We start from the raw sequence: 25,424 nt of genomic DNA on the forward strand, positions 1-25,424 counted from the left end.
CGAGTAGTGGACCACTCGACTTCACCGCGCGGGCACCTGCGCGATGTCACGGATAGATCGTGTGGGCGGCGTTCACATCGCCGGCCGACAACGCGGAGCGCTGGCCCATCGTCACGCCGGGCGGCACGGGCACACGCGCGAGGATCGTCGCCTGCCCAGTGGTGCTGAACGCCGTCGCGGGGTAGTGCATGATCGAGCCGAAGTCGTAGCCGCCGACGTCGTCGCCGTCGGTGATGTGCTGATCGAAGTTGTGCCGGTGCGCCGGGTCGACCCGGTCGAGCCGCACCGCGATGAAGTTGCCCCGGTCCTCCCTGCTCTGCTCGTGCCAGAGTCCGAGCGCGTGCCCCATCTCGTGGACCACGGTGCCCACGGGCGCGGAAGCGGCGAGTTCGATCGTCTGCCGTCCACCCCGCCGCCCGACCGGCGACCGGCTCGACGTGCTGGGCACGAACCGTACGAAGTCGCCGTGGGCGCCGGTGCGCGGGACGAACCGGATCCTGGTGCGTGCGTTCCAGTGTGCGACCGCGTCGAAGACCCGCTGCGGTGCGGGCAGGGCCGGGTCGACCTCGAAGGGGACCACGGCATTCGGCCAGCGGAACACCGCACCGGAGACCACCACGCCTTCCTGTCGACGGCGGGCATCGATCTCCTCGACGGTGCCGAGCACGATGTCGCCCTCGAAGATCGCGAGGTCGTCGACCGCGGCGTAGCGCAGTTCGCGCACCCCGTGCGCGACACTGCCGATCAGCGCGGAGCCCGCCTCCGGGCCGGAATGGAATTCGCCGGTGTCGTCGGTGTCGACGGCCGATCGAAGGGTGTCGTCGATGATCATGGCGGTCGTGCTTCCTGTGTCGGAGTCGACAACGGCGGGATCCGTCGCCTCTGCTGGAAAGCGTGGCCCGCCGGCCCGCCGGCGCGCGTGAGTAGCGCGCTACCCGATCACGCGCGGGCGCGATCGGGTCACCTCCCCGCAACCGATCAGCCAGGCAACGAGCTCATCGGCCTCGGGTCCCACACGGTCACGGGGTCGGACCCGGCCGGTGGAGTGGTCGAACCTGCTGACACGCGTGCGGCCCGCGGCCCGGCACTGACTACGCTGACAACAGCCCGCATACGCAGGTAGGCGAGGCACGTGTACCGACCCGCGAGGAGAACTACCCATGTGGCCGTCCGACTGGCCTTCGTCAGCCCGCGCGATCGCGACCGCCGTCGAGGCCGCCGTCAGCGCGGCGAGGGCAGCCGACGAACCCCGATTCAGCGCGACCACCGCGGATCTGTCCGAACTCCCCGCCGACCAGGTCACCTCGGTGCTGGCGGGGATCGTTCGCGACCTGCTCGAGATCGCGCATCCGGACGGTCTCACCGGCGACGATGTGCGCGCCGTGCTGGAATCGGTGGTCCGCCGATCGGCGACGTGGCTGCCCCGACTCGACGCCGCCGCGGTCTTCAGCGCGCTCGCCGGGGCGCTCGGGATCGACGAGTCGGCCGAAACCGACCGGGAGTGGACGAACCCCCAACCCGCGGCGGTACTCCTGATCGAGTACCTCGCCGATTTCGCCCGGACACCGCCGGATCACGCTGTTCAGCGCGCGATCAACGAGATCGCCAGGGCCGAAACCGTCGAAATGCCCTGAGCCGCTTAACACCTCGTCGAGCAGCCGCCGGATCTCGGCGCGCAGGGCGGCTGCCACACGATCGGCGGGCAGGGGCGGCAGACCTGCTTCGAGCAGAGCGTCCGTGGCATTGAGCCCGACGGCCGGCTCGGCGACGGCGGTGCGCGAATACTGTTCCAGCAGTTGCCCCTTCTCACCGGGTGAATGAGGCTGGTCAGTGGCCCGCCGCAGTGAGCCGGTAGTCCGCTTCGAGCAGCATCCACGCGCTCAGCTGCACCGAGAGGTCCCGGCTCAGGTTCGCCGACGATGCGGCGGACGCGTCCGCGAGCTGGAGAAAGGTCCCCGGATGCTCGGGCACCGCGACCGGGCGGGTCCAGTCCGCGCCGAACAGCGGCAACCCGTTCACCTCGGCACGGTTTTCCCAAGCCGCCCGGGCGGAGGCGTGCACGATATTCGCCGCGGTCGTGTTGTTCAGCGACAGTGCGGCTTCGGCGAGAAAGCGCGCGAGGATTCCCATGAAGAGCCCGGAATCGTTTCCGGCGGCGGCGACGATCACCCCCGTGGCGGTGAGCCGCTGCTCGACCGCGGCGATCACGGCGGCAGCACGTTGACGATGAACCGATTCGCCTGTGCGCAGCGCCAATTCGGCCTCCAGCCCGATGGTCACACCCTGGCAGTAGGTGTGGACGGTGCGGTCCACCTGCCCGCCGGGCTCGTGGACCCCATCGTGGATCAGGCCGCTGGCGGTGTCACGCAATCGCGTGTGCAGGAAATCGGCCAGTTGGCCGGCGCGGTCGAGTTCACCGAGGCGCGCCAGCGCGATGCCGGTCGGGCCGATCGCGGGCGTGTTGTAGAAGTCGTCGCCGTTGCGCCATGGCACCGCACCCACATCCGGGTTCCATCCTTCGAGCAGGGCGCCCCGCAGATTCCCGATCGCGTCGCCGAAACGGACGTCGAGCAGTCGCTCGGCGCGCTCGAGGGCGATTGCCAACCACCCCATGTCGTCGTAGTAGCGGTTGGTCCAACCGGTGATGTTGCGGGCGCGGATACCGCGTGCGAGGGCGACGACCCGATCAACGCGGTCGGGAGTGCTGGTTCGGTGCGCGGCGTCGATCGCGCAGTCGAGCAGGTGTGCTTGCCACCAGTAACACCATCGCCCGAGCAAGGACCTTTCGGTCAGGTCCGCAGGCCACGCGAGCACTCCCAGCCGATAGTCGGGCAAACCGAGCAGCGAGTGCACATGCCGCTGCACGATCGCCTGTTCGGCCAGGTCGGCGCGCTCTCCCGGACCGCTGTCGACCGAGCACTTCCGCGTGATCGTGCCCGCCTGTGTCGGCTGTGCCACCGCGGTCAGCGCGATCGCCGCCCCCGCAGCGCACAGCACGCTGCGCCGACTGAACTCGTGGTTCAGGCGATCCATTCGCTCGGACTCCTCCTACTGGGCATCGGCGTCGGTGCCGAACCCTCAGAGTCCCGTGTCGCGATTGCCAAAGCTTGAACTGCTCCGGTGCGGCGTGAAAACGTTTCACACCGGTTACGGCTCGTCGGCCTCGGTGCCCGGGGAGTAGGGCGAGCTGAAACCGGGCACCCACTCGAACGGAGTCGCCCCCGGACCGGCGGTCCGCTCGGCGGCCGCGGCGAACGGAGCGTTGTTCTGAGTCAGCCGGCCGATGGCGCGTTCGAGTGCGGGCAGGATCTCGGTGATCGCCAGATCACCGTGCGCGAAACGTCCCAGCAGCGCATAGACCATGTTGGTCAGCACGAGGGCGAGATCGGCCGCGTAGTCCTCGTCGAGGCTGGCGAACATCGTGCTCACCGCGGGCAACACCGCGGCGAAACCCTGCGCGTCGAGTCGCTGCCCACCCGGACCGGAGCGTGCGTGGTAGTAGGCGGCGAGCATCCGTGGGTGACGCTCCCACGGCTCGAACACGTAGCGGGTCACCCGCTTCAACACATCGGCGAGCGATTCGTCGGCTCGCGGCGGGTCGAGTTCGGTGTAGGTGTTCGTGGCCATCCACTGCGCGACCGCGGCGAGCACGAGTTCGTCGCGGGTGGGGTACAGCTTGTAGACCGTGGTCAGCGACACCTGGGCGACGCGGGCCACCCGGCGCAGCTGAACCGCGTCATACCCCTCCGATTCGAGCAACGACAAGGTGGTTTCGGTGATCTTGCGCGCGGGATCACCTTCGCCCTTTCTAGCCACCACGTCACAGTAGTCCATCGTCTCGTCGCGCCACCGAGGCGATTCGATCTCAGATGCGCGTTCCCACATCCGCGGCGACGAGGTTGTCCAAGGCCCGCTCCGCGACCGCCGCGATCGTCATCGACGGATTGCACGCGGCGGCGTTACCCGGCAACAGCGCACCGTCGAGCACGTAGAGCCCCGGCTGGTCATGGACGCGGCCGTCCAGGTCGCACACCGAGCCCATGCTCGCCCCGCCCAGCGGATGCCAGGTCGAGGGAAACAGCGAGTTGGTGTCCAGCAACATCCCGGTCGAACCCGCGATGCGGCGCACGGCGGGGTCGATGTGGTTGTTCTGGATGGTCCGGTCGCCGTCGTGGGGCCAGTGCAGAATCGCGTCGTCGCGGGCGGCGTCGTAGGTGAACGACCCGCGACTGTCACTGACGCCGTAGCCGACGAGCATCGTGCTGCCCGGATCCACCGACATCGGCGGGATGGAGGCCTGGATCACGGTGTGCGCAGCCTGCGGATCGTCCCAGTTCTTACTGCCGTAGACCACCGGACCACCTTGTGCCGCACCGAAGTTCGCGGCGGGTTCCGACCAGACATAGATGCGATCGGCGTTGGTGCCCCAGTTCTGGCCGAGCCCGTCGGGCAGGTCGGGAATCAGGCCCTTGGCACCGGCTCGCACGAGCAACCGGGTGGTGTTGAGACTGCCCGCCGCCAGGATCACCGATCCCGCGGTGAGTACCTTGTTCTCGACCACGACACCCGCGGTGTCGAGACGCTGCACGTGCACGGTCCAGCGACCGTCGCGGGCGCGTTCGAGATCGGTCACCTCGTGCAGGGTCTGCACCTGGCACCGGCCGGTCGCTTCGGCGGCGGCGATGTAGGTGACGTCGACAGAGTGCTTGCCGCCGTTGTTGACCCCCATCGCACCGTCACCGTTGGTGTAGGAGGGTTTCATCTCCCCGCGCAGCTCGGCCAGCGCGAAGTTCCAGTCGATGGGCATCGGGATCTTCGACAGCGGCATCCCGGCCCCGCGTACTCGATCCGCGAAGACCCTTGCGGCCCGGTAGTTGTCGGCGGCGATCAGCTCGTCGGGAGCTTCGGCCAGCCCGAGCATCCGTGCCACTCGCGGATAGTGCACCCGATCCATCGTCGCCCAGTCCAGCTCTTCGGGAAAGTGCGCGTTGAACACCGCCTCGGCGGGCTGCAGTGACATGCCCTGGTAGACCAGCGATCCGCCACCGACACCGGCGGCGCACAGCGCGGTCATGTTCACCCCGGGCACCGCCTCCACCAACCCGGCGTACGGGTCGAACACGAGCGGTCGCCCGAACAGGTTCGGGCTCGATCGGTACCACAGCAATCGCTTGTCCGGGGCGGACGCGCGCGGGAAGGTTTCGGCGTTCGGACCGCTGGGCCACCGCTGACCTCGCTCCAGAACCGTCACCGTGACACCGGCTTGCGCCAACCGCAGCGCGCTGACGCCGCCACCGAACCCCGACCCGATCACCACCACCCGATGGTCCTCGTAGGTCAGCGGAACATTGTTGGACCGCAACGCGATCGGAGTCGGCGTGCCCGTGGGGCGGGCACCGAGAAGTAGCCCACTCGCCGTTGCCGCGGCAACCAGCATCGAGCGGCGCGAAATGGCTTTCACACACAGATCCTTGTTCAGTCGATGCTGCAGCCGGAGACCGGCTTGTCCGCAAGACGATCGAGTAGATAGGTGAACGCGTTGTCGGGCCCGAAGCCGTCGATGATCTCCGGCCCGAAGTGATTCGGGATGGTGGTTCCGGGCAGGATCGGCGGGAGCTCGTTCGTGCGGAAGGTGACCGTGGCGCCCTTGCCGCACCAGTCTTCGGCGAGTCGGCGGGCCTGTCCGTACGGGACGGTGTCGTCGTTGCGGCCACTGGTGATCAGGACCGGTGTGGCCGGAGTGGAGTTACCGATGCGCAGCTCCGCCAATACCGGCGTGGCTTCGGGCAATTCGGCGAGATGGGCGGACAGCGGTCGGCCGTCGTTGGTCAGCGACTCGGTTTTGAGGAAGGGGTGGTACGTGATCACGTCGGCGATGCAGGAGTCGCTCAGCGTCTCGAGCATCGCGCGCCCGGCCGGGCTGGTGACCCGGTCCACCGCACGCTGCAGCTCGGGATAGCGCGCGAGCATGCCGTTGACGGCGAACCCGATCGCTCCGCCGATCAGCGCACCGTCGATCTTCTCCAGGATCGCGGTGAGGTCGGCGACCGGTCCCCCTGCCCAGGTGCCTTTGAGATTCAGTTCCGGTGCGTAGCTCGGCTGCATCTCCGCGGCGGCCGCGGTGGCGCCACCGCCCTGGGAATAGCCCCAGAGCACGACCGGCGTCTCCGGTCCGACACCGCCCAGATTGTTGGCCGCGCGCACACCGTCGAGAATCGCGTGCCCGCTCTCGAACCGGTTGGCGTAGGTGTGGATGCCGGGTGTGCCGAGGCCGACGTAGTCGGTCACCAGCACCCGCGCGCCCAGGCCGCTCCACACCACCGACGACGGTAGCTCCTGGTTCGCCGAGATCCCCAACGGCTGGGTGGACACCGCCATCCCAGTCGAGAACGCCACCGACATCGCGCAACGGTCCGCCTGACCCGACGTGCCGGGGCCGATGACCACCGTCGGACGCGGTCCCGGACCCTGCCACGGACCGGTCGGCTCGAGGTAGGTCCCGCTCACTGCTACCGGGGACCCGTCCTGCAATCGCGACGTGTACATCACGTGCTGCGCCTTGCCCGGCCATCCCTGCTCGGTGGGCGGGGTCACGAACAAGGTCATCGGCGCGGTCTTGATGATCGCGCCCGGTTCCTGCGGAATCCGGTCCGGCGGTGTGTAGAACGCGCTGACGGGCTCGGCCGAGACCCGCCCCGCCTGGGTCACCACACCCGTCGCCGCCATCGCGCCGGCCAAGACCATGACCGCGACGACGCGCCCGGCGTGCGGCCACATCCGTCGAAGATCCTGTCGCTTCATCGAGAACCTCTCAGTCGTCATCACCGGCCGGCGTCGTCGCCGCAGTGATCCAAGTCGCCGGAACAGCAGATCATGATGCCTGTCACACCAGCGCCGACAGAGAGTAACACGGTTACTGGTCGGTACGAACACCCGCCCCGACCCGGCACCCCGTCGCGGCGACAACCACGCGAATCGCCGTGGTAACCGAAGCACTCGCGTGGTGAAAGCTGTTCCCGCGAATCATCTTTCAGACCGCTTCGGCTGTGGGATGGTGCCGGAATGCTGATCGAATACGGAGTGTGGGGTTCGCGATTGGTACTGGCCGGGGTTTTCGGGCTGTCGACATGGGGGAAGTTGGCGGACGGGCCCGCGACACGGAAGGCGGTGGTCGATTTCGGGACAGACATCAGGTGGGCTCCCGCGGTGGCGATCGGGTTACCGGTAGCCGAGGGTTCGGTGGCCGCGGGATTGCTGCTGCCGTGGACGGCGGGGATCGCGGCCGCGGTGGCCGCACTGCTGCTCGCCGGGTTCACCGCGGCGATCGTGCGATTGCTGCTGCGCGGCGAGCACCCGAGCTGCTCCTGTTTCGGCGCGGCGAGTTCGGCGCCCATCGGGCCCGCGACGCTGGTGCGTAACGGGCTACTGCTGGCGCTGGCCGCACTGGTCACGGTCGGCGCGATCCGGTATCCGCAGGTCCCTGCCGGATTGCCCGTCGAGGCCTGCGTGGGGCTCGCGCTGATCGTAGTGCTGGCGGTCGTGCTGACCTGGACGCTCGGGGAGTTGCGCGCCCTTCGTCGCCGGGTCGACGAACAGACCCTGTCGACCCTCGGTGCCGAGGGTCTTCCGGTCGGCGCGGTAGCACCGGAGTTCGAGCTACTGACTGCCGAGGGCGGGCGGATCGATCTGGCGTCGTTGCTCGCGCCGGGAAAGGCAGTCCTGCTCGTGTTCGTCCATCCGGGGTGCGAAATGTGCGCGGCGCTGGCCCGCGAGTTGCCGCGCTGGCAGTCGCGCGTGCGGGATACGTTGACAGTCGTGCTGGTCGGCCACGGCGATCTTGCCGAACATGCCGCCTGGGGGCGCGCGCAGGAGGTGGGTGATATCCCGGTCCTGGTGCAACAGGGCAATGAGACCGCTCTCCGCTATCGGGTCCGGGGAACGCCGTCGGCGGTACTGATCGGCGCGGACGGGCGGGTCGCGGGTGCGGTCGCCCGGGGTGCCATCGCGGTGCGCGAGTTGATCACCACGGCGAAGACGGAGGCGGGGCGGCGATCACCCCGTCGAGACGAGCTCGCCTCAGGGACGCGCCGATAGGCGCTCCCCTATTTCCCCGTTTCACACACAGAAACCGACCGATTCCCTAAACCTGTTGTTTCCCAACAGTTTTCATTCGCAATGCGCTCATGTTGCCGCGACTCCGCCGATACACTCGACCTCGCAACACGCTCGACTCCCGCTAGCCGAACACATCGACCAAGGGGAAATGTCATGGCGCTCTTTGCATTCACCGACTACAGCGGAAAAGAATTCATTTTCCAGCTGAACAACGAACAACGGATCGCGGAGGCGCGCCGGATCCTGTCCGGCGACGAGACGATGTCCATCCATGTCATGGGCCGGATCCGCAAGACCGCGCAGAGCTACAACCCCGGGTGGAGTTTCCACCTCGATCCCGACACCATCACGTTCTTCACCATGGCCATCGAGGTGTGCGACTCCAGCATTGTCTACACCGAGGATCACCTCGACGAAGCGTGTGGGGCATTCCTGCCTGGCTGCTTCTGGTGTCCGTGGTCGTCGCGACTGACTCGTGAAGTGACCGCTTCGGTCAGCGCCTGACACCGATTCCGGCCGGCGCGGTGCGCGTCGGCCGGAATCCTTCGGACCCGAACCGCAATTCGCTAGGTGACATCCGCACGGTGCCGAGCCGCGTCGACCGCGGTGAATGCCGCCGCGGCGAGGATCATCACCGCCGAAACGAGCAGAGCCACGTCGAGTCCGTGATGGAATGCCGCCTTGCCGGCATTGAGCACCTCGGAAACCTTCGACAGGTATTTCAGATACGGGCCGATATCGACGCCCTCGGGAATCTTCCCGAGTTCCACGGCTTGAATGGCGTCGGGCTGTAGCGAGGTCGGCAGACCCAGCTCGTTCATGCGCGCCTTCAGGTCCGAGGACAGGAACCCGCTCACCAGCGCACCGAGCACGGCCACACCGAACGCCGAACCGACCTGGCGCATCGTATTGGTCACCGCGGCAGCCATTCCCGAGTGCTCGGCCGGAACTCCCGACATCACCGCGGACGTCAACGGCACCACCGCGATCCCGAAGCCGAAGCCCGCCACCGCCATCGCGGCCGACAGCGAAGGATCGTGGATCTCACCGGACAGCATATGGCGGGTCAGCAAGATCCCGCCCGCGCCGACCACACAGCCGAGAATCATCGGTGTGCGCGCACCTCGCCGCGCCACCCAGAACCCCGCGACCAGCGAGCCGATCACGATCATGGCGGCCATCGGCGCGAACACCGTGGCCGTACGCGCACCCGAGTACGACTGCATCACTTGCAGATACAGCGCGGTGAAGAAGAAGATCGAGAAGATGCCGAAGTAGACGGCGAAGGCGACGATCAGTGCACTACGCACTGCCGGAAAGCGCAGGTAGTGCAAGTTGAGCATCGGTGCGCGCGCCCGTGTTTCGACGGCGATGAACCCGGCGAACGCGAGCCCGCCGAGCACGAAGAACGCGAGCACCGACGGCGAGGTGTAGCCGCGATCCTGACCGGAGATCGCGGCATAGATCACCGATCCGAAAGCCGTCGCGCCGAGCAGAGCGCCTGCCCAGTCGATCGGCTCGGGGCTCGGGTCTGCGCTCTCCGGGACCGACCACAGTGCGACGACGAGCGCCACCGCCGCGATCACCAGGTTGAACCAGAAGATCGAGCGCCACCCGTACGCATGGACCAGCACGCCGCCCAACACCGGTCCCGCGGCCAACGCCAGCCCCGACACCGCCGCCCACACCCCGATCGCCTTCGCGCGCGTGCGGTCGTCCGGGAAGACGTGCCGAAGCACCGACAGTGTGCCCGGCTCCGACGCCGCCGCACCGAGTCCCATGATCGCGCGACCGGCGACGAGCACCGCGACACTGCTCGCGAGTGCCGATACCACCGACCCGGCGCAGAAGATCACCAGGCCGACGATCATCACCCGCTTGCGGCCCCAGCGGTCCCCGAGCGACCCACCGGCGAGCATCAGCCCGGCGAACACGACGGTGTAGGCGTTGACCACCCACTGCAGCGCGGTCACGTCCGCGCTCAGATCATGGCGAATATCCCCCAGCGCCACGCTGACGACGGTGGTGTCGAGAAAGGTCACAAATACCACTACAGCGACTGCGGTCAGAGCGACACGCGGTCGCGCCGTCCCGCCCGGCGCATTGCCCATCGGTCTCACGGGCACAGGGTACTGGCGGGTTCAGCCAGACGCCAGACGGCCACCGGCCGACGACATCCGCGGGACGCGCACCGGCGGAAGAGCCGGGCCGGCATAGGAATTCCCTATGCCACCTGCTGACATTTCGTCTTTGCCGCGCACTGTTTTCCGGGCATACCGTGAAACAGCTCGACGCGGAACGCACCGCGATTTCATCGAGGTTTCGCGCGCCGCACATGTCGATTCCCTGCCCGTCGGGCGAATACGCAATCGAAAGGACCGCTGGCATGACCACGATCGAGAATGTTTCGCACACGCGAGAACTCGCCGGAAAACGAGCTCTGGTCACGGGCGGTTCCCGCGGAATCGGGGCGGCCGTCGTGCGCCAGCTGCTGGACGCGGGCGCCGAGGTGCTCACCACCGCCAGATCGGCGGCGAACACCATCCCGGACGGGTCCACCTTCGTGACCGCCGACGTGCGCACGCAGGCTGGGGTACAGGCGCTCGCCGCCGCCGCGCACGACGTGCTCGGCGGGGTGGACATCCTCGTACACAACGCCGGTGGCGCGCGCCCGCACGCGAGCGCTTCGGCGATCCCCGACGCGGAATGGCAGGACGCGCTCGACTTGAACTTGCTCGCCTCGGTGCGGCTGGACTCGCTGCTGGTGCCAGGGATGCGGGAACGGCGGTCTGGCGCGATCGTGCACGTCTCCTCGGCCGCGGTTCCCACCGCGGCACCGCAGTTCCTGCACTACGTGGCCGCGAAGGCCGCACTGCAGACCTACAGCCGGGGACTCGCCTTGGACCTGGCCTCCTCCGGAATCCGGGTCAACACAGTGTCGCCGGGCAAAACCGCCACCCCCGGCGGTGAGGAGACCCGGGAGTTGTGGGCACGGATGGACGCGACACTGGGCGACACGGTCACCGCGACCAGCACGACGCCGCTGGGGCGCGACGGTCGCCCCGGCGACATCGCCGACGCGGTGCTGTTCCTCGTCTCCGACCGGGCGAGCTGGCTCACCGGAACCAATCTGTTCGTCGACGGAGGCGAATTCCCCCGGGGCTGAAGCCGGTCAGCGCACCGGCGGGAGTGACGCGGCCTCGGTCCAGGTCTGGCGGCGAAGGAGTTCGAGCAGCGCTGACTCCGCCGGGCCCGGATCGGTCCGGACGACAGCGATGACGGGCTGGGAAACGACCGGATTCACCGGACGAACAAGGTGCTCGTGACCGTACGGCACGGCCGAGGCCGGGACGAGCGTCACCCCCAGCCCTTGGGCCGCCCACCGCACCGCCGTCGACGTCTGGGACACGCGGGCGGCCGTGGTCGGGGTCAGCTCGTTGCTGCCCAGCACGTCCAGGAGCACCGCGTCGAGCGCGCTGTCCCGGTCGAACCGGACCCACGGCTCCCCCGCCAGCGCACGCAGTTCGACCCGCTCCGTGGCGAGTTGGGGGTGCCCGGCGCCGAGCACGACGACGAACTCCTCGTCGCCGAGGTGGTGCGCGTCGTCGGGAGACTGCTCGCACGCCGCCATCAGGGCCAGGTCGAGGACGCCCTGGCGCCCCAGGCGTTCCAGTTCGGCGGAACTCGGCTCCTCGAAGACGGTGACCTCCACCCGGGGAAACCGGCGGCGCAGCGCACCCAGCGCACGCGGCAGTTGACGAGTGCCGAAGCCCATCTGCGCCGCGACTACCAGCTCACCCACCAGCTCGTCGGCGCCCGCCCGCGCCGTCGCCCGTGCCCGTCGCGCCGCGCTCACCGCGACCTCCGCTTCGCGCAGGAAGGCGCGACCGACCACGGTGGGTACCAGGCCCGTCGGCGTGCGAGCGAACAGCTTCACGCCGAGTTCCCGCTCGAGGCCGCGAATCTGTTGCGACACCGACGGTTGAGCAACGTGCAACACCTCTGCCGCCGCCGTCACCGACCCCTCTTCGGCCACCGCCAAGGCGTACTCGAACTGACGAAGGCTCATCGGCGGGTTCCTCCCTGAGGGTGTCGAGCTGCCCCCGCGATGCTAGGCCGGTAGCTCCGGGCCGGCCACGATCGGTGCGTCGGCGACCAGCGGTGCACGGCGTCGAGCTGTCCGGCGCGCGGGGTGTGCGAGACTGGGGCGGTGAGCGATGCCGATGCGGGCACCTACGTCGAGGCGGGCGAGTTCCGCCGCGATACCAACTACATCACCACGCGGATCACCGCCGACGGACGTGAGGGCTATCCCGTCGAACCGGGGCGGTACCGGCTCGTCGCGGCCAGGGCGTGTCCGTGGGCCAATCGCACGCTGATCGTGCGCAGGCTGCTCGGGCTCGAACCGGTGCTGTCGCTCGGGCTGTGCGGGCCCACCCACGACAAGCTCAGCTGGACTTTCGATCTGGATCCGGGCGAGGTCGATCCGGTACTCGGTATCCACCGTCTGCGCGATGCCTATCTGGCCCGGTTTCCGGACTATCCGCGCGGCATCACCGTGCCCGCGATGGTCGACATCGTCACGGGGCAGGTCGTCACCAACGACTACGCGCAGATGACCCTCGACTTCTCGACCGAATGGGCGGCCTACCACCGGCCCGGCGCACCGCAGCTGTACCCCGAACCGCTGCGCGAGCAGATCGACGAGGTCAACCGAGACGTGTTCCGCGACATCAACAACGGCGTCTACCGTTGCGGGTTCGCCGGCGATCAGGACGCCTACGACGCCGCCTACGTCCGGCTCTTCGCCGCCCTCGACCGGATCACCGAGCGGCTGAGCACTCAGCGCTACCTGGTCGGTGACACCATCACCGAGGCCGACGTGCGGCTGTTCACCACGCTTGCCCGTTTCGACCCCGTCTATCACGGCCATTTCAAGTGCAACCGCACCAAACTCAGTGAGATGCCGGTGCTGTGGGCCTACGCCCGCGACCTGTTCCAGACTCCCGGCTTCGGCGACACCATCGACTTCGGGCAGATCAAGGAGCACTACTACGTCGTGCACCGCGATATCAATCCCACCGGGATCGTCCCCGCGGGGCCGGACCTGTCGAACTGGCTGACCCCGCACCACCGTGCGGAACTGGGTGGGCGCCCCTTCGGCGACGGCACCCCGCCGTCCGCGCCGATCCCCGCCGAGCAGGTCCCCGCGATCGGCTGAGGCTCGCTTATGGTCGGTCCCGATAGCCAAGCGGGGCAACGGTTTCGGTGATTCGTCGAAACGGCTTCGTGTCGGTGCTCAGCGCTAGCGTGCTCGGGTATGGACACCGTGCCCGATGCCTGGTTCGCCGACTTGCTGACACAGCTGCGCGCGAGCGACTTCCGCACCTTCAGCCGGCTCGACGTCGAGCAGGTGTGCGGTACCGCGGGGTGGCTACTCCAGGGTGACGGCGTGGTGGTCATCCCGGGAACACCGTCCGGTGGCCGCATCGTCGACGACCGCTGTGCCGACGGCGAGCAGCGCACACACCTGTCCCTCACCGTCACGACCATCGAGCCCGAACAGTTCCGTCACTACCTGGACCTGACGGTGACGACGTGGGGTGCACCGACCTGGTTTTGCGGCCTGTCGGCTCTCGGCGTCGGCTGGGTCGACGGCGACGCCCTGCGCACCCTCGAGCTCTCCGATCACGGCACGGTGTCCTTGCGAATCGAAGCCCTCGATGCGGATGCCCAGCGCAGGTGGCGGAATTGGAAAACCCAGTACCACTACCCGCATCTCATCGACGAAGCCGACCGGGTCCCCAACGATGAGCACGATGTCTCGGACACGAGCGCCGACGATTACGAGGTCAGCTTCACCTGGTCGGCCGGTTCGGCCGGGCGCGGCAACGAGATCTGGAGCGTCTACACCCTCGGTCACCTGCGTGGCCTGCTGACCGACCTGCTGGGCAGCGTGCACCTCGCCATGCGAGCGCTCGGCCCCGGCCCCGAGCCGCTCGTCCTGCACTTCTTCGACCGCGACAAGACACCGGATCGCTACGCCCAACTCGAACTGTCGCCGACCGAGATCCGCCTGCGCGCCTTCACCACCGAGGCCACCCGCCCACACCTGGACCGGCTCGGCTTCGTCGACTGCGGCGACGGCAGCGCCACCCGGATGTGGCCGACCGACCAGGCACGAGCCGCCGCCACCGTCACCGTGGTCTTCCTGCACCGAGTCGGGCTCGGTTCGGAGAATCTGACGATGACCGAGTCGGGGAATCCCCTACCGATCGACCACTTCTCGGTGGATCTCCAGGTCGACCTGGAAGCTGACGGCGGCCTTCCGGCGTCAGCTGTCTTGCCACCGTTCGACCTGCCCATCGGATCGCTCGGCCCGCTGTCCGATACGGCCGATCAGGGCGGCGAGGACGAACAGGGCGATCAGGATCAGCAGATGGGTGACGAAGAGCGCCAGCACGGGGAGGGCGAAGCCCTCGTCGGTGAGAATCCCGCGGTCGCTGACGCAATACAGGGTGAAATTGGTCGACGTTCCTTCGGAGTCGTGGAAGGTGTCCGAGACGACGACCGGCTCGGTGGCCGGCGGTGAGCAGAACAGGGGTGCGGTGAGTTTCGCTTCGCCCGGCCAGATGGCAACAGCGAGGAGAATGGTGAGAAAGGCGGCGGCGCAGGCAAGCGACACCGCGGAAATCAGGACTCGTCGCATTCGCTATACCTGCCGCACTCGAAGGAAGGTGCCGGTCCGGTCGAATTCGGCGACCATCTCCGAGCGCGGCGACAAGACATTGGCGACGATGCGGATCTCGCGGCCGAAACGGCTCACCACGATGACGGTCACCTGCCCGTCGGGCAACGCGCTTCGGGCGAGGGCGGTGTCGACGATGTCTTCGATACGCGACAGACCGGGTACCTCGCTGACGGCGAAATCCTCGCCGTCGAGGTCGTCGGCGGCGGAGACCCGAACCGGACGTGGCGCGCTGAGGGCGCCGAGAGCGAAGGAGTAGTCGTCGAGCTGCCGGGATCGATCAGGTGGCCGAACACGCAGGCGCACGGTGGGTTCCCGAGCGGCCAGTACCTCGTCGCCGGCCAGATACCGGGTTATCTGGGCGGGTTGGTCGTTCAAGGTGAGGCGGAACCGGGTCGAGTTCGGCGGGGTTAGGATGATGACGTTCGCTTCGAGGTCGGTGGCACCGGTTCGCCGGCTCAGCGCCGTGACGGCCTCCTGCGGCAACGAACTCACCAACCCGCCGCCGCGCGCTCGCAGCTGATCCTCGAAATCCGCCCGGTCCACCGCGCCAACGCACCCGCTGGTGCCCAGTACGACCAGGCAAACGAGGACCCGAAACCATCTGCCACCGCGCACATCCCGAATGCTAAGCGTTGTGCCGGGATCGCGCCGGTCGTCAGCCCCCGACTGGTTGCAGAACGCGCAGAATCGGGTCGTAGGCCCAGTTCAGCATGCGCTCGGCGTCCTGCCGCGCGGCGGCGCTGCTGTGGTCGGAGCTGTGCAGGACGACACCGATCAGCGGGATGCCTGCGCGCACCGTCTCGAACATCAGGCAGTGTCCGGCGGCGTCGGTGTTGCCGGTCTTGATGCCGATGGTGCCGGGATATTCGTCGAGCATGCGGTTCGTCGTTTCCCAGTGGTGCTCGCGGTTGGCGGGTCCCGCGGGAACGTGGAAGTCCCGCGCACCGACGATCTCGCGGAACAGCGGCAGGTTCATCGCCCGCACACCCAGTGCCACGAGGTCCGCCGGCGTGGAATAGGTGGAGTGATCGGTGGGATACGGCATACCGGCCGGGTCACTGAAATGTGTTCCGGCCAAACCCATCACCCGCGCGGTGTCGTTCATCCTGGCCAGGAAACCGCCCTGACCGGGACCGAACGACTCGGCGACGGTGTAGGCGGCGTCGCAGCCCGACGGCAGCAGTAGCGCGTAGAGCAGCTGGCGCGCGGTGAGCACCTCGCCGGGAACCAGTCCCGCGGTGCTGCCGTTCTCCCTGGCACAGTAGGCGCCCGCTTCCTGCGGCACCGTCACCGGCCGTTCGAGGTCACCGCTGACGATCACGACCACCGCCGTCATCACCTTCGCGATACTGGCGATCGGGACCGGGGTGTTCGCCTCCCGCGACCACACCACCGTCCCGGTGAGCCCCTCCGCCAACGCCGCGCCCGAGGCCTGGACACCGTCGGGCCCGGCAGCCGGCCACGGCAGCAGACCGTCAGCACTCCCGGAGGGTGCGGCAGCCGCAACGCCGTGACCTGCGGCGACGATCAGAACCCCGACAGTGACGGCGTGCAACACCTTGGCGAATGTCCGCATGGCGACATTCTGGCGTACAACTACGCCGACCTGCGGGATTTACCCCCTCGATTCACCGAACTCGTTGCCCTTCCGGTCGACGATCCGCCGGAACTATGCCGGGAACTCCCGCACATAGACCGTGTCGACGCCGAGTACACCGACCGAGGTCGCGCCGCCCGGCTGACCGAGTGGCTCCGCCCGTCCGGGTAGCGGTTCGTGGAAGAAGCGGACGTTCTCGGTGACGAACTGTTCTTGACCGGGTGGCAGGTCGTCTTCGTAATAGATCGCCTCGACCGGGCAGGCCGGTTCGCACGCGCCGCAGTCGATGCACTCGTCGGGCTGGATGTAGGCCATCCGATCGCCGATGAAGATGCAGTCGATCGGGCACTCCTCGATGCAGGCCCGATCCAGGATGTCCACGCAGGCGGCGCCGACCACGAACGTCATGTTGTACTCCTCAGCTGTACTGGCCCGCACATTGCGGTAGTGCTGATCCTGGTGCGCGCGCCTGCGGGCGGGTAGCCCCCGATATCCACCACCTCGTAAGGTTTCCTTATGAGCTTGCTGCCCGGAACGCCTGATCTGGAGGTGCTCGATCTCCTGGTATCGGTGGCTGAGCTGGGCAGCCTCGGTGCCGCGGCGCGCAGACACGGCATCAGCCAGCCCGCGGTCGGCATGCGCATCAGCGCGTTGGAACGGCGACTACGGCTGCGGCTGATCGATCGCGGACCCACCGGTTCGGCCTTGACCGATGCCGGTGCGGCCGTGGTCGAGCTGGGTCGGCCGGTACTGGCCGCGGGGCTGGCTCTGATGGACGGTGTCGCTGACCTGCACCGCGAACTGTCACCACAACTGCATGTCATCGCCTCGAAAACCATTGCCGACCACCGTATTCCGCAGTGGCTGGCGGCGTTGCGCAAGCTCCGGCCCGAGCTCGCCGTCGAACTCGACGTCGCGAACTCACAGCAGGTGACCACGGCGGTGCGCGATCGCGAGGTGGTGCTCGGATTCGTCGAGGGGCCGCAGGCACCCGCGGGGCTGGGAAGCCGGGTGCTCGTGGCCGACGAGCTGGTCGTGGTCGTGGCACCGACCCATCCGTGGGCCACCCGCGCACGCCCGGTGCGCCCGCGCGAACTCGCCGATACGCCGCTGGTGTGGCGCGAGAAGGGATCCGGGACACGGGACACCGTCTGGGCGGCGCTACAGATCCACGGCACCCCCGCGCGGCCCGCGGCCGAACTCGGTTCCGCCGCAGCCATTCTCGCGACCACCCGGAGCGGACTCGCCCCCGCGGTGGTCAGCCGCCTGATCGTCGCCCACGAACTCCGTGCGGGCACCTTGCACGAGGTCGACCTGGCCGATTCGCTGGTGCTGACCCGAAAGTTTCGCGCCATCTGGCACCGCAGCACCCCACCATCCGGCCCCGCGGGCGACCTGGTCGACGTCGCCGCCCGCATCGAAGCGGCCCGACCGACAGTACGACGACCGCCGCGAGACTGATCCGTCGACACCGACCAGCGACACCGCGACGGCGCGGGCATCGCGGCCGTCCTGGTTACGGCTCCGAGAGGATCTCGAGATATCCGTCGGTGCCGTTCACGCGGACGCGCTGCCCGTCACGGATCAGCTCGGTGGCGTGTTCCACGCCGACGACGGCGGGGAGGCCGTATTCGCGGGCGATCACCGCGCCGTGGGTCATCAGGCCGCCCACTTCGGTCACCAGTCCCGCGATCCCGACGAACAACGGGGTCCAGCTCGGATCGGTGTAGGCGGTGACCAGGATGTCACCGGATTCCAGGTCGGCCTGCGCGATGTCGGCGATGACGCGGGCGCGACCTTCGATCGTCCCGCCCGAGACCGCCAAGCCGGGCAGTGCCCCGGCGGGCAGGTCCTCACGCCGATACGCCCCGGCGAGCGCCTCACCGTCGGAGGTGAGCACTCGCGGCGCGGTGAGCGACCGATACGAACGGAACGCGTCCTGTCGTTCACCGACGAGGGCCCGGTCGGCCCGATGGGTGCGAACGACCTCCTGCAGCTCGTCGAATCTCAGGAAGAAGATGTCGCCGGACTCGTCCAGTACACCGGCCTGCACCAGCCGTTCGGCTTCGCGCAGCAGCGCCTGCTTGTAGACGAAGTAGTGGCTCACCATGCCGTATTTCGGGTACTCCCGATATCCGGAGAAGGTGCGCACACGCTCGATCATTCGCGCGGTCTCGGCGGCCTTGTGCTCCCCTTCGGGGAGAGCGCGCAGGCGTCGCAGAATCTGTCGTTCCGATTGTTCGGCCTCGCGCAGGCCGTCCTCGAAGCGACGTCTGCCCTCACCCGGCCCGAAGTTCTTGATATTGCCGAGGATCGTCGGCACCAGCGTGGCGGGACTCTCGCTCCAGCGCGGCCGGGTGATGTCGATTTCGCCGGTGCAGCGCATGCCGTACTTGCCGAGGAACCCCTCGATCGCGGCTCGTGCGTCATCACCGCCCAGGTGATCGGCCAGACCGTCCAGGAAATCGTCGCCCTCGATCCGCTCCAGGTATGCCACCACCTCCGGATGCGGGCGGATCGCATCGGCGATGTCCAGCAACGCCAGGCCCATCTCCGATGTCACGTTGCCGGGGACCGACTGGGTGAGTGCGTCGGCGGCGTTCTTGTCGCCCAGCCATTCCCGCAACCGATCGTTGAGCCACTCCGTGGCCTCCATCGCGGCCATGATCACCTGCAAACCCTGGGGAGCGAACAGGACCCGCCGCAGCTCCTGCTGGATATCGGTCAGGATGAACTCGAGCAGCGGCGGTCCGGACAGGTCCTCGATGTCGCGCTTCATGGCCGCCAGCGATGCCTCGCTCTGCGTGATGAGCTCGGTGACGATGTCGGGATCGGTGTCGATCGGCGCGGGGGCGGTACCGAACGGCGTCGCTGGTGCGCCGGAATCCTCTTCTGGCACTTCACGAACGAAGTCACCGCGCTCGAGCACCGTGCGCAGCGCGTCCCCCATCAGCGGGTCGGACTTGCCGAGTCCCGCCGCCAAGGCGGCGCCTTTCGCGGGCACGGACACCATCGCGGTGACGTCGACGAACAACCGGCCGCCCGCGTCGCGCATCGGCGCGTTGCTCGTGAGCTGCCACACCGAGAGCCCCAACGGCTTCATCGCGTCGGTCATCATCTGCTGATGGCCCACCGACACATAGACGTGGTTCTCCCCGTCGTCGGCGTCGGGGATCGGGAACAGGCTGGTGATCGGCCTACTCTGCACGATGCGGAAAACATCTCCGTCCGAACACCATTCGATGTCCTGAGGGCTGCCGAAATGCGCTTCGATGCGGCGGCCGAGCCGCGCGAGCCGCAGCACCTGCTCATCGGAGAGGACCGGCTCGTTTCGGTGTTCGCCCGCGAGCTCGCGCACCTGGGTGCCGCCGGTCGGGACCGGCTCCACCCGAATCTTCTTGGTGGCGATCGCCTTGTCGGTGACGTGGTCGTCGCGAACCCGGTAGACGTCGGCATCGACCAGACCCGACACGAGCGCTTCGCCGAGACCGAAACCGGCGTCGATGGACACGACGGTCCGGTCGGACGTGAGGGGGTCGGCCGTCATCAGGATGCCGGCGGCGCGCGCGAACACCATCCGCTGCACGACCACGCCCATCTGGACCTTCTTCTGGTCGAAGCCGTTTCGCAGTCGATAGGTGACCGCTCGCTCGGTGAACAGCGAACCCCAGCACCGGCGGACATGCTCGACGATCGCCGCCGCTCCCACGACATTCAGGAAGGTGTCCTGCTGGCCGGCGAACGAGGCGCCCGGCAGATCCTCGGCCGTCGCACTGGATCGCACGGCACAGGCGTCCTCTGCTCCGAGCCGAGCATGCGCGGCGAGGATCGCCTCCACGACCGCGTCCGGCACGACCAGCTCCTCGATCATGCGCCGCAACTGCGCGCTCAGCCGGGAGATCGCGGCCCGATCACCTGGCTCGAGGCGCGACACCTCGTCGAGCCGAGCATCGAGCGTCGGCTCCCCCGCCACCGTCCGAGCGAAAGCATCGGTCGTCACGCAGAACCCGTCCGGCACCTCGACACCGTCGATCCGCGACAATTCGCCGAGGTTGGCACCCTTACCGCCGACGATCGCGACCATTGTTCGATCGATCTCGTCGAACCCGAGCACATAGGCCATTCCGCTACTCCTCACCTGGTGGTTTCGGTCTGACGCGAGCGATTATGGACCAGGATTCAGCGCCTCATGAGAGCCCGGAATCGTGTATACAGTAGAAGGGGGAAGCAACGGGAAGCGCTCGTGCGCCCGACACCGGCGGCAAATCCGTGACCACACCGGATTCCAGTCCACGACAGCCCCGATCTGCAGTGATTCGATTCGGGTTGCCACACCGCGGGGCAACCTGCCCCCGAGAGTCGACCGCTGCCGCGTGACAGGCGCTTGCGCCATGTTGCCCATCGATTGCGGATGCCGAGATTTTCACCTCGCGCGCCGATCCGGGCAGCCTGCGACCCCGAATATGTGACAGATCAGCTAGCACGCAGCGTCCAGCCCCCGGCTTTGCCTGTGAGGACACCATGGCCACCGAAAACCCCGTCGACTTCCCGCCCACAACCGATGCGGCCGCCGAACCGGCCGCGCCGTCCTGGGCCGCGCCTGCTCTGCTCCTGTCGCTACTGATGCTCGGCCTCGACCTGGTAGCCCTGATTCCCCTCGGTGCGTGGATGCGCGACTACGGCATCGGCCTGGTCTGCACGATCTACCTGCTCCACGTCCTGGCGTCGACCGCGGTGGCCGCATGGACCGTGAGCCAGTTCCCCCTCCAGTTCGATATCGAACCGGAGCAGCAGAACACCTAGCCGTTCCGCCTCGGCCGTGCGGGTGCATCTCTGCTGAATTGTCGGCGAACACCCGGTTCGCGGTACCGTCGGGCCTGCCACGCCTGGGTGCACGGGTGGCAGGATAGGGGCGGAGTTTGCCTGATCTATCCGGAGCACCGCTGCACCATGACTCGAACTCGCACCCCGCGCCCCTCCGATGTGCCGCGCACTGCCGGCGGCGACCTGGTGAATGTGCGACTCATCGTGCTCGCGTTGACAATCGGCGGCACCCAGCTGTTCGTGATCCCGCTGGTGCTGCTCCCCGTGGATGCCGCGTGGGGTTGGGCCCTGGTGCCGCTGACGCTGACCATCACGCCGTTCTGGTCACTGATCCACGAGGCCGTACACGGGTCGCTGCTACGGAATCGGACCCGCAACGACCGGATGGGACGCATGCTGGCGGTGGTGTACGGATCGCCCTTCGCGATGCTGAAAGTGGGCCACCTGCTCCACCATCGATACAGCCGGGTTCGCGAGCGCAGCGAGATCTACGACCCGGCGACGACCACTCGGCGGTCCGCCGCTCCCCCGTTCTATCTGAAACTGTTCGGCGGTTTGTACCTGCTCGAAGTGCTCGCGCTCCTGCTCGCGCCGATGCCCGAGCGAACCATTCGCGCACTGGGACGTCGAGTGGACGCACCCGATTCGGTCGGTGGTCTCGTACTCGAACGAGTCGCCCAGCCGGTGGTTCTGGGAAAGTTCCGCACCGACGCCGCCGCGATCGTCGTCATCCACACCGTCGCGTTCCTCTGCTACGGCGCGCACGGCTGGATGCTGCTCGCCGCGCTCGGCGGCCGCGCCCTCATCATCTCCCTCTCCGACAACGCCTACCACTACGGCACAGACCTCGAATCACCGAGAGCGGCAATGAATCTGCGCCTGCCCCGCACCCTCGAGCGCTTCGCCCTCAGCTTCAATCTGCACGACGTACACCACCGCCACCCCGGCCTGCGCTGGTACGAGCTACGTTCCCGATTCGACTCCGAAGGCGCTCACTACCACCTCGGCTGGTTCCGCGCGGTTGCCCGTCAACTCCGCGGCCCGATCGAACTGACCTGATTTCGCTCGATTTCGCGGCGCCGGGTGAGGCATCGTAGATCCATGCCGCTGACGATTTCGGTTCTCGCGGACCGCCCCGACCTGTACGACGCCTTCACCGCAATGGCCGACTCCTGGCCCGAATTCATGCGCCACGACCCCGTCGGCAGCCTGTACTACTCGATGCTGGATCGGTTCGCCGACTACATCCTGGTCTGCCAGGACGAGGCGGGCGAGGTGGTGGGTCGAGCCTATTCCGTCCCGTTCCGGCTCGGTGCGGCCGACCTCCCCGACGACGGCTGGGACGGTGCGATTCGCCGCGGCATCCATATCTCGGCGACGGGCGCACAGCCCGACACGGTGTCCGCGATCGAGATCGTCGTCGAACCGAGCAGGCTGGGCACCGGGCTGAGCGCGGAAATCCTTGCCGCTCTGCGGGACAACGCCGCTCGGCTCGGATTCGCCGAGCTCGTGGCACCGGTGCGCCCCACCGGAAAAACCGACATCGAACAACCGATGAGTGTCTACGCCGGGCTGACGAGGGCGGATGGGCTGCCGGTCGACCCATGGCTGCGTGTACACGTCCGAGCCGGCGGCACGATCGACAAGATCGCACCGCGATCCATGGTTATTCCTGGGACGCTGGCGGAATGGCGTACGTGGACCGGCCTGCCGTTCGACACCAGCGGGCAGGTGCTCGTACCCACAGCACTGGCCCCGGTGTCCTGTTCGGTCGAGCACGGTGTCGCGGTCTATGTGGAGCCCAATGTGTGGATCCGGCATCCGACAGCAGCGACGGGTTCGCAGCGGGTCAATGCAGGTCGAGGTTGGTGACGGTCTCGGGGCCGAGTGCGATGCGGGCGTGCCAGGTCGGTGGCTCCCACGGATCGGGAGCCACGCCCTGGTAGCGGGCCGACAGGTCCAGGTAGCGGAAGCCGCCCGCCTCGGCTGCCACGAATTCGTAGTCGTACCAGGTGAGATCCGAGCCGGTCGGCACGTGGAGTTCGGTGCTGTCGCTGGTGCCGTCCGTGTCCTCGATCGCTTCTCTGGCCTCGAGCTCGCGGACCAGAATCGGCACCGCCGCATAGAGTTCCAGGCTGGTCGCGGTGGTGAACCGGTCGGCCGGATAGCGGCCCTGCCAGCCCGACGGATCGGCGAGTACCACGTCCTGGAGCGGCTCGACGACAACACGATTCGACGACGCCGGGTCCGACGCCACTGCGCTGCACCCGGATCGACCGCGCAGGAGCGCGTTCGCCGTCACCAGGACCGAGGTGGGTTGCCCGGACCCCGGTGCCGCCCCGGTGGTCCAATGCGGTGGGGTGTCCTCGTCGTGTCCGGCCATGAGCTCGACGATCGTGGCAGCCTCGGCACCGTCGACAGTGGCGCACAGCGCTCTGCCGTAGCCGCCGACGCCCAAGGGGCGCTGCGTGAGCGGGAGGGCGAACGGCCATCTGGTCGGCTCGGGCAACGGCTCGTCGTCCGGTGAGACCGCGGGCTGGAACGCGATATCGAGGGCGGTCGGCGTGTACGGCGCACGACGCTGCACCGTGAGCTGCTCGTCATCGGGCAGTGCTCGCAAACGATCGATCACATTCCCCAACCTGCGCATCTCGCGATTGCCGGAATGCGTGCGGGAGTCGGTGTCCAGGCCGTAGACCGAGACACCCACCGGCCCATCGAAGTTCGCGTACACCACCGTCGTCGGCTGGTCCGTCGGCGGCGAGAACTCGCGGTAGTGGGCATCGTTGAAGGAGAGTTCGTCGAACCACGCGCGAACCTGCTCGATGCCGTCCTCGGTGAGCCGGGCCCAGTACACGCCGAACACACTCTCCTCGGCCCCGTCGTCCACGTAGGTGAAAACCGTACCGTCGCGCCGCAATTCGAAGAAGGGAACACGTCGGCTCCCGACACGGCCGGTCTCCAGGAACCCCGCCGACTCAGCGATCGACACCAGCACATCCGCGTCACGCACGGCGGGCGGATCACTTTCGCCGCGGCCGAACACAGTGCACGCGCAGAGCAACGACACCGCGGTCAGCATCGCACCGAGAACAACCGATCGGTGAGCCATATCCGAGCCTAACGCACGCTGTGATCTTCCACGCCTGAGTAGCCGCCCCCTCCCGATGGCCGCATCATGGACAAATCGCCGACTCTCAGATCCGGGCATCTGTCAGTCGCGCGCCACCGGTGCCGCGCGTTCGGCGAGACTGCCCATGCCTGAGGAGTCCGCCGGTGAGCCATGCATTCTTTCGCGCACAATCCGATCCGATCGGTGGCGCCGAGGTACTCCATCCCGAACCCGAGGCGAGCAGCGGATGGATCGGTGGACAGCTACGCGGGATGGCTGTCGGCGCGGTCCTGGCGCGTGCGGTGGAGCGCGAGCTCATCGTTCGCGAACGGAGCGACTTGCGGCCGGTGCGGTGGACGCTCGACCTGTTCCGCCCGGTGTTCATGCGGCCCTGCACAACTCGTGTCGAAGTGATCCGCGACGGCCGCCGATTGTCGTTGTTCGATGCGACGCTGATCCAAGACGGCCGAGCCGTGGCTCGGGCCGGCGCGCTGTATCTGCGCCCCGGCCCGACACCGCACGGCATCTGCTGGTCGCCGGAGACGGCCGCGGATCCGCCGCCTGCCGACCGCGAACCCTCGCCCGATCAGGATCGCGTGTACTTCAGCGAGGAACAAGGATGGAGTCCCGATGTCCGCACCCACCACAACGCGGCCCGCACGGGGATCTGGCACCGCCCGATCGCGGTCGTGGTCGGTGAGCAACCGACGCCGTTCCAGTTCGTCGCGGGACTCGCCGATGTGACGAATGTGGTCACCAACCTCGGCAGCCACGGCCTGGAATACATCAACGCCGATGCCACGCTGACGTTGACCAGGCTTCCGGAAGGGGACGAAGCCGGGCTGGTCGGCTTGGACCGGCTGGCACAGGACGGCATCGCGCTGGGCACCGCGGCGATCTATGACCGCAAAGGCGTATTCGGTACCGCGACAGTCAGTTCCCTCGCCAACGCCCGGGGCCCAGCGGACCTGAGCGCTATCGGGGCTTCGTCATCGGCCATGGCCGCGGAGTAGTTCGCACCGCCC

The 25,424-nt window shown here is 67.9% G+C and carries 23 protein-coding genes; 11 read left to right on the forward strand and 12 right to left on the reverse strand.

Features of this window, described 5'->3' with window-relative positions:
- Positions 1 to 46 precede the first annotated feature (46 nt).
- Positions 47 to 832: a Dot/Icm T4SS effector Zinc-dependent metalloprotease LegP gene (gene legP, locus ACFQ9R_RS10135; protein ID WP_378990073.1), complete on the reverse strand. Its 786-nt coding sequence runs from the start codon at positions 830 to 832 to the stop codon at positions 47 to 49.
- 328 nt (positions 833 to 1,160) lie between these two features.
- On the opposite strand from legP, the gene ACFQ9R_RS10140 reads away from it, so the two are divergent.
- Entirely contained in the window at positions 1,161 to 1,634 is a 474-nt protein-coding gene (locus ACFQ9R_RS10140; RefSeq protein WP_378990074.1) for a hypothetical protein, read from the forward strand.
- Between the two features lie 193 nt (positions 1,635 to 1,827).
- Here ACFQ9R_RS10140 and ACFQ9R_RS10145 read toward each other — a convergent pair whose 3' ends face one another.
- From ACFQ9R_RS10145 to ACFQ9R_RS10160, 4 genes are all read right to left on the reverse strand, one after another.
- Positions 1,828 to 3,033 carry a glycoside hydrolase family 76 protein gene (locus ACFQ9R_RS10145; RefSeq protein ID WP_378990075.1) on the reverse strand — a complete coding sequence of 402 codons (1,206 nt, stop codon included), beginning with the start codon at positions 3,031 to 3,033 and terminating at the stop codon, positions 1,828 to 1,830.
- 114 nt (positions 3,034 to 3,147) lie between these two features.
- The gene (locus ACFQ9R_RS10150; protein ID WP_378990076.1) at positions 3,148 to 3,816 is read right to left on the reverse strand and encodes a TetR family transcriptional regulator; all 669 of its coding nucleotides are present in this window, start codon (positions 3,814 to 3,816) and stop codon (positions 3,148 to 3,150) included.
- A gap of 49 nt (positions 3,817 to 3,865) precedes the next feature.
- Complete coding sequence (locus ACFQ9R_RS10155) at positions 3,866 to 5,461, reverse strand: GMC oxidoreductase (RefSeq protein ID WP_378990077.1); 1,596 nt, start codon at positions 5,459 to 5,461, stop codon at positions 3,866 to 3,868.
- Between the two features lie 14 nt (positions 5,462 to 5,475).
- Positions 5,476 to 6,801, reverse strand: a complete 1,326-nt coding sequence (locus ACFQ9R_RS10160; protein ID WP_378990079.1) for a lipase family protein — start codon at positions 6,799 to 6,801, stop codon at positions 5,476 to 5,478.
- Between the two features lie 261 nt (positions 6,802 to 7,062).
- Between ACFQ9R_RS10160 and ACFQ9R_RS10165 the strand changes: the two genes are divergently transcribed.
- A complete protein-coding gene (locus tag ACFQ9R_RS10165) occupies positions 7,063 to 8,094 on the forward strand; it encodes a peroxiredoxin family protein (protein ID WP_378990081.1) in 1,032 nt (343 codons plus the stop codon).
- Positions 8,095 to 8,268: 174 nt separating this feature from the next.
- Complete coding sequence (locus tag ACFQ9R_RS10170; protein WP_378990083.1) at positions 8,269 to 8,619, forward strand: calmodulin; 351 nt, start codon at positions 8,269 to 8,271, stop codon at positions 8,617 to 8,619.
- 62 nt (positions 8,620 to 8,681) lie between these two features.
- On the opposite strand, the gene ACFQ9R_RS10175 is transcribed toward ACFQ9R_RS10170, so the two are convergent.
- Positions 8,682 to 10,157 (reverse strand): MFS transporter, encoded by a 1,476-nt coding sequence (locus ACFQ9R_RS10175; protein ID WP_378990084.1) that lies wholly within the window; start codon positions 10,155 to 10,157, stop codon positions 8,682 to 8,684.
- Between the two features lie 344 nt (positions 10,158 to 10,501).
- On the opposite strand from ACFQ9R_RS10175, the gene ACFQ9R_RS10180 reads away from it, so the two are divergent.
- Positions 10,502 to 11,281 (forward strand): oxidoreductase, encoded by a 780-nt coding sequence (locus ACFQ9R_RS10180; protein WP_378990085.1) that lies wholly within the window; start codon positions 10,502 to 10,504, stop codon positions 11,279 to 11,281.
- A 6-nt stretch (positions 11,282 to 11,287) separates the two neighbouring features.
- Here ACFQ9R_RS10180 and ACFQ9R_RS10185 read toward each other — a convergent pair whose 3' ends face one another.
- Positions 11,288 to 12,184, reverse strand: a complete 897-nt coding sequence (locus ACFQ9R_RS10185; protein WP_378990086.1) for a LysR family transcriptional regulator — start codon at positions 12,182 to 12,184, stop codon at positions 11,288 to 11,290.
- Positions 12,185 to 12,325: 141 nt separating this feature from the next.
- Between ACFQ9R_RS10185 and ACFQ9R_RS10190 the strand changes: the two genes are divergently transcribed.
- Entirely contained in the window at positions 12,326 to 13,336 is a 1,011-nt protein-coding gene (locus ACFQ9R_RS10190) for a glutathione S-transferase family protein (RefSeq protein WP_378990087.1), read from the forward strand.
- Between the two features lie 99 nt (positions 13,337 to 13,435).
- Positions 13,436 to 14,707: a hypothetical protein gene (locus ACFQ9R_RS10195; RefSeq protein ID WP_378990088.1), complete on the forward strand. Its 1,272-nt coding sequence runs from the start codon at positions 13,436 to 13,438 to the stop codon at positions 14,705 to 14,707.
- Positions 14,708 to 14,827: 120 nt separating this feature from the next.
- Here ACFQ9R_RS10195 and ACFQ9R_RS10200 read toward each other — a convergent pair whose 3' ends face one another.
- The 3 genes from ACFQ9R_RS10200 to fdxA form a co-directional block, all read right to left on the reverse strand.
- The gene (locus ACFQ9R_RS10200; protein ID WP_378990089.1) at positions 14,828 to 15,409 is read right to left on the reverse strand and encodes a hypothetical protein; all 582 of its coding nucleotides are present in this window, start codon (positions 15,407 to 15,409) and stop codon (positions 14,828 to 14,830) included.
- A gap of 112 nt (positions 15,410 to 15,521) precedes the next feature.
- Positions 15,522 to 16,442: a D-alanyl-D-alanine carboxypeptidase family protein gene (locus ACFQ9R_RS10205; protein ID WP_378652961.1), complete on the reverse strand. Its 921-nt coding sequence runs from the start codon at positions 16,440 to 16,442 to the stop codon at positions 15,522 to 15,524.
- Between the two features lie 93 nt (positions 16,443 to 16,535).
- Positions 16,536 to 16,871, reverse strand: a complete 336-nt coding sequence (gene fdxA / locus ACFQ9R_RS10210) for a ferredoxin (protein ID WP_378990091.1) — start codon at positions 16,869 to 16,871, stop codon at positions 16,536 to 16,538.
- A gap of 108 nt (positions 16,872 to 16,979) precedes the next feature.
- On the opposite strand from fdxA, the gene ACFQ9R_RS10215 reads away from it, so the two are divergent.
- On the forward strand, positions 16,980 to 17,924 hold the full coding sequence (locus ACFQ9R_RS10215) for a LysR family transcriptional regulator (RefSeq protein WP_378990092.1): 945 nt from the start codon (positions 16,980 to 16,982) through the stop codon (positions 17,922 to 17,924).
- A gap of 55 nt (positions 17,925 to 17,979) precedes the next feature.
- Here ACFQ9R_RS10215 and rph read toward each other — a convergent pair whose 3' ends face one another.
- A complete protein-coding gene (gene rph / locus ACFQ9R_RS10220) occupies positions 17,980 to 20,586 on the reverse strand; it encodes a rifamycin-inactivating phosphotransferase (RefSeq protein ID WP_378990093.1) in 2,607 nt (868 codons plus the stop codon).
- 398 nt (positions 20,587 to 20,984) lie between these two features.
- Here rph and ACFQ9R_RS10225 point away from each other — a divergent pair, with 398 nt between their 5' ends.
- The 3 genes from ACFQ9R_RS10225 to ACFQ9R_RS10235 all read left to right on the forward strand — a co-directional run bounded on the left by ACFQ9R_RS10225 (position 20,985) and on the right by ACFQ9R_RS10235 (position 23,159).
- The gene (locus ACFQ9R_RS10225) at positions 20,985 to 21,266 is read left to right on the forward strand and encodes a hypothetical protein (RefSeq protein ID WP_378990094.1); all 282 of its coding nucleotides are present in this window, start codon (positions 20,985 to 20,987) and stop codon (positions 21,264 to 21,266) included.
- A gap of 147 nt (positions 21,267 to 21,413) precedes the next feature.
- Positions 21,414 to 22,346, forward strand: coding sequence for a fatty acid desaturase family protein (locus ACFQ9R_RS10230; protein WP_378990095.1), 933 nt, complete (start codon positions 21,414 to 21,416; stop codon positions 22,344 to 22,346).
- 42 nt (positions 22,347 to 22,388) lie between these two features.
- Positions 22,389 to 23,159 (forward strand): hypothetical protein, encoded by a 771-nt coding sequence (locus tag ACFQ9R_RS10235; RefSeq protein ID WP_378990096.1) that lies wholly within the window; start codon positions 22,389 to 22,391, stop codon positions 23,157 to 23,159.
- Here ACFQ9R_RS10235 and ACFQ9R_RS10240 read toward each other — a convergent pair.
- Complete coding sequence (locus ACFQ9R_RS10240) at positions 23,137 to 24,399, reverse strand: hypothetical protein (protein WP_378990097.1); 1,263 nt, start codon at positions 24,397 to 24,399, stop codon at positions 23,137 to 23,139. The two genes, ACFQ9R_RS10235 and ACFQ9R_RS10240, sit on opposite strands and share 23 nt — an antisense overlap.
- A gap of 164 nt (positions 24,400 to 24,563) precedes the next feature.
- On the opposite strand from ACFQ9R_RS10240, the gene ACFQ9R_RS10245 reads away from it, so the two are divergent.
- Positions 24,564 to 25,412 (forward strand): acyl-CoA thioesterase domain-containing protein, encoded by an 849-nt coding sequence (locus ACFQ9R_RS10245; protein WP_378990099.1) that lies wholly within the window; start codon positions 24,564 to 24,566, stop codon positions 25,410 to 25,412.
- Positions 25,413 to 25,424: the final 12 nt, after the last annotated feature.

The sequence above is a fragment of the Nocardia sp. NPDC056541 genome (assembly GCF_042794235.1).
Taxonomy (GTDB): Bacteria; Actinomycetota; Actinomycetes; order Mycobacteriales; family Mycobacteriaceae; genus Nocardia.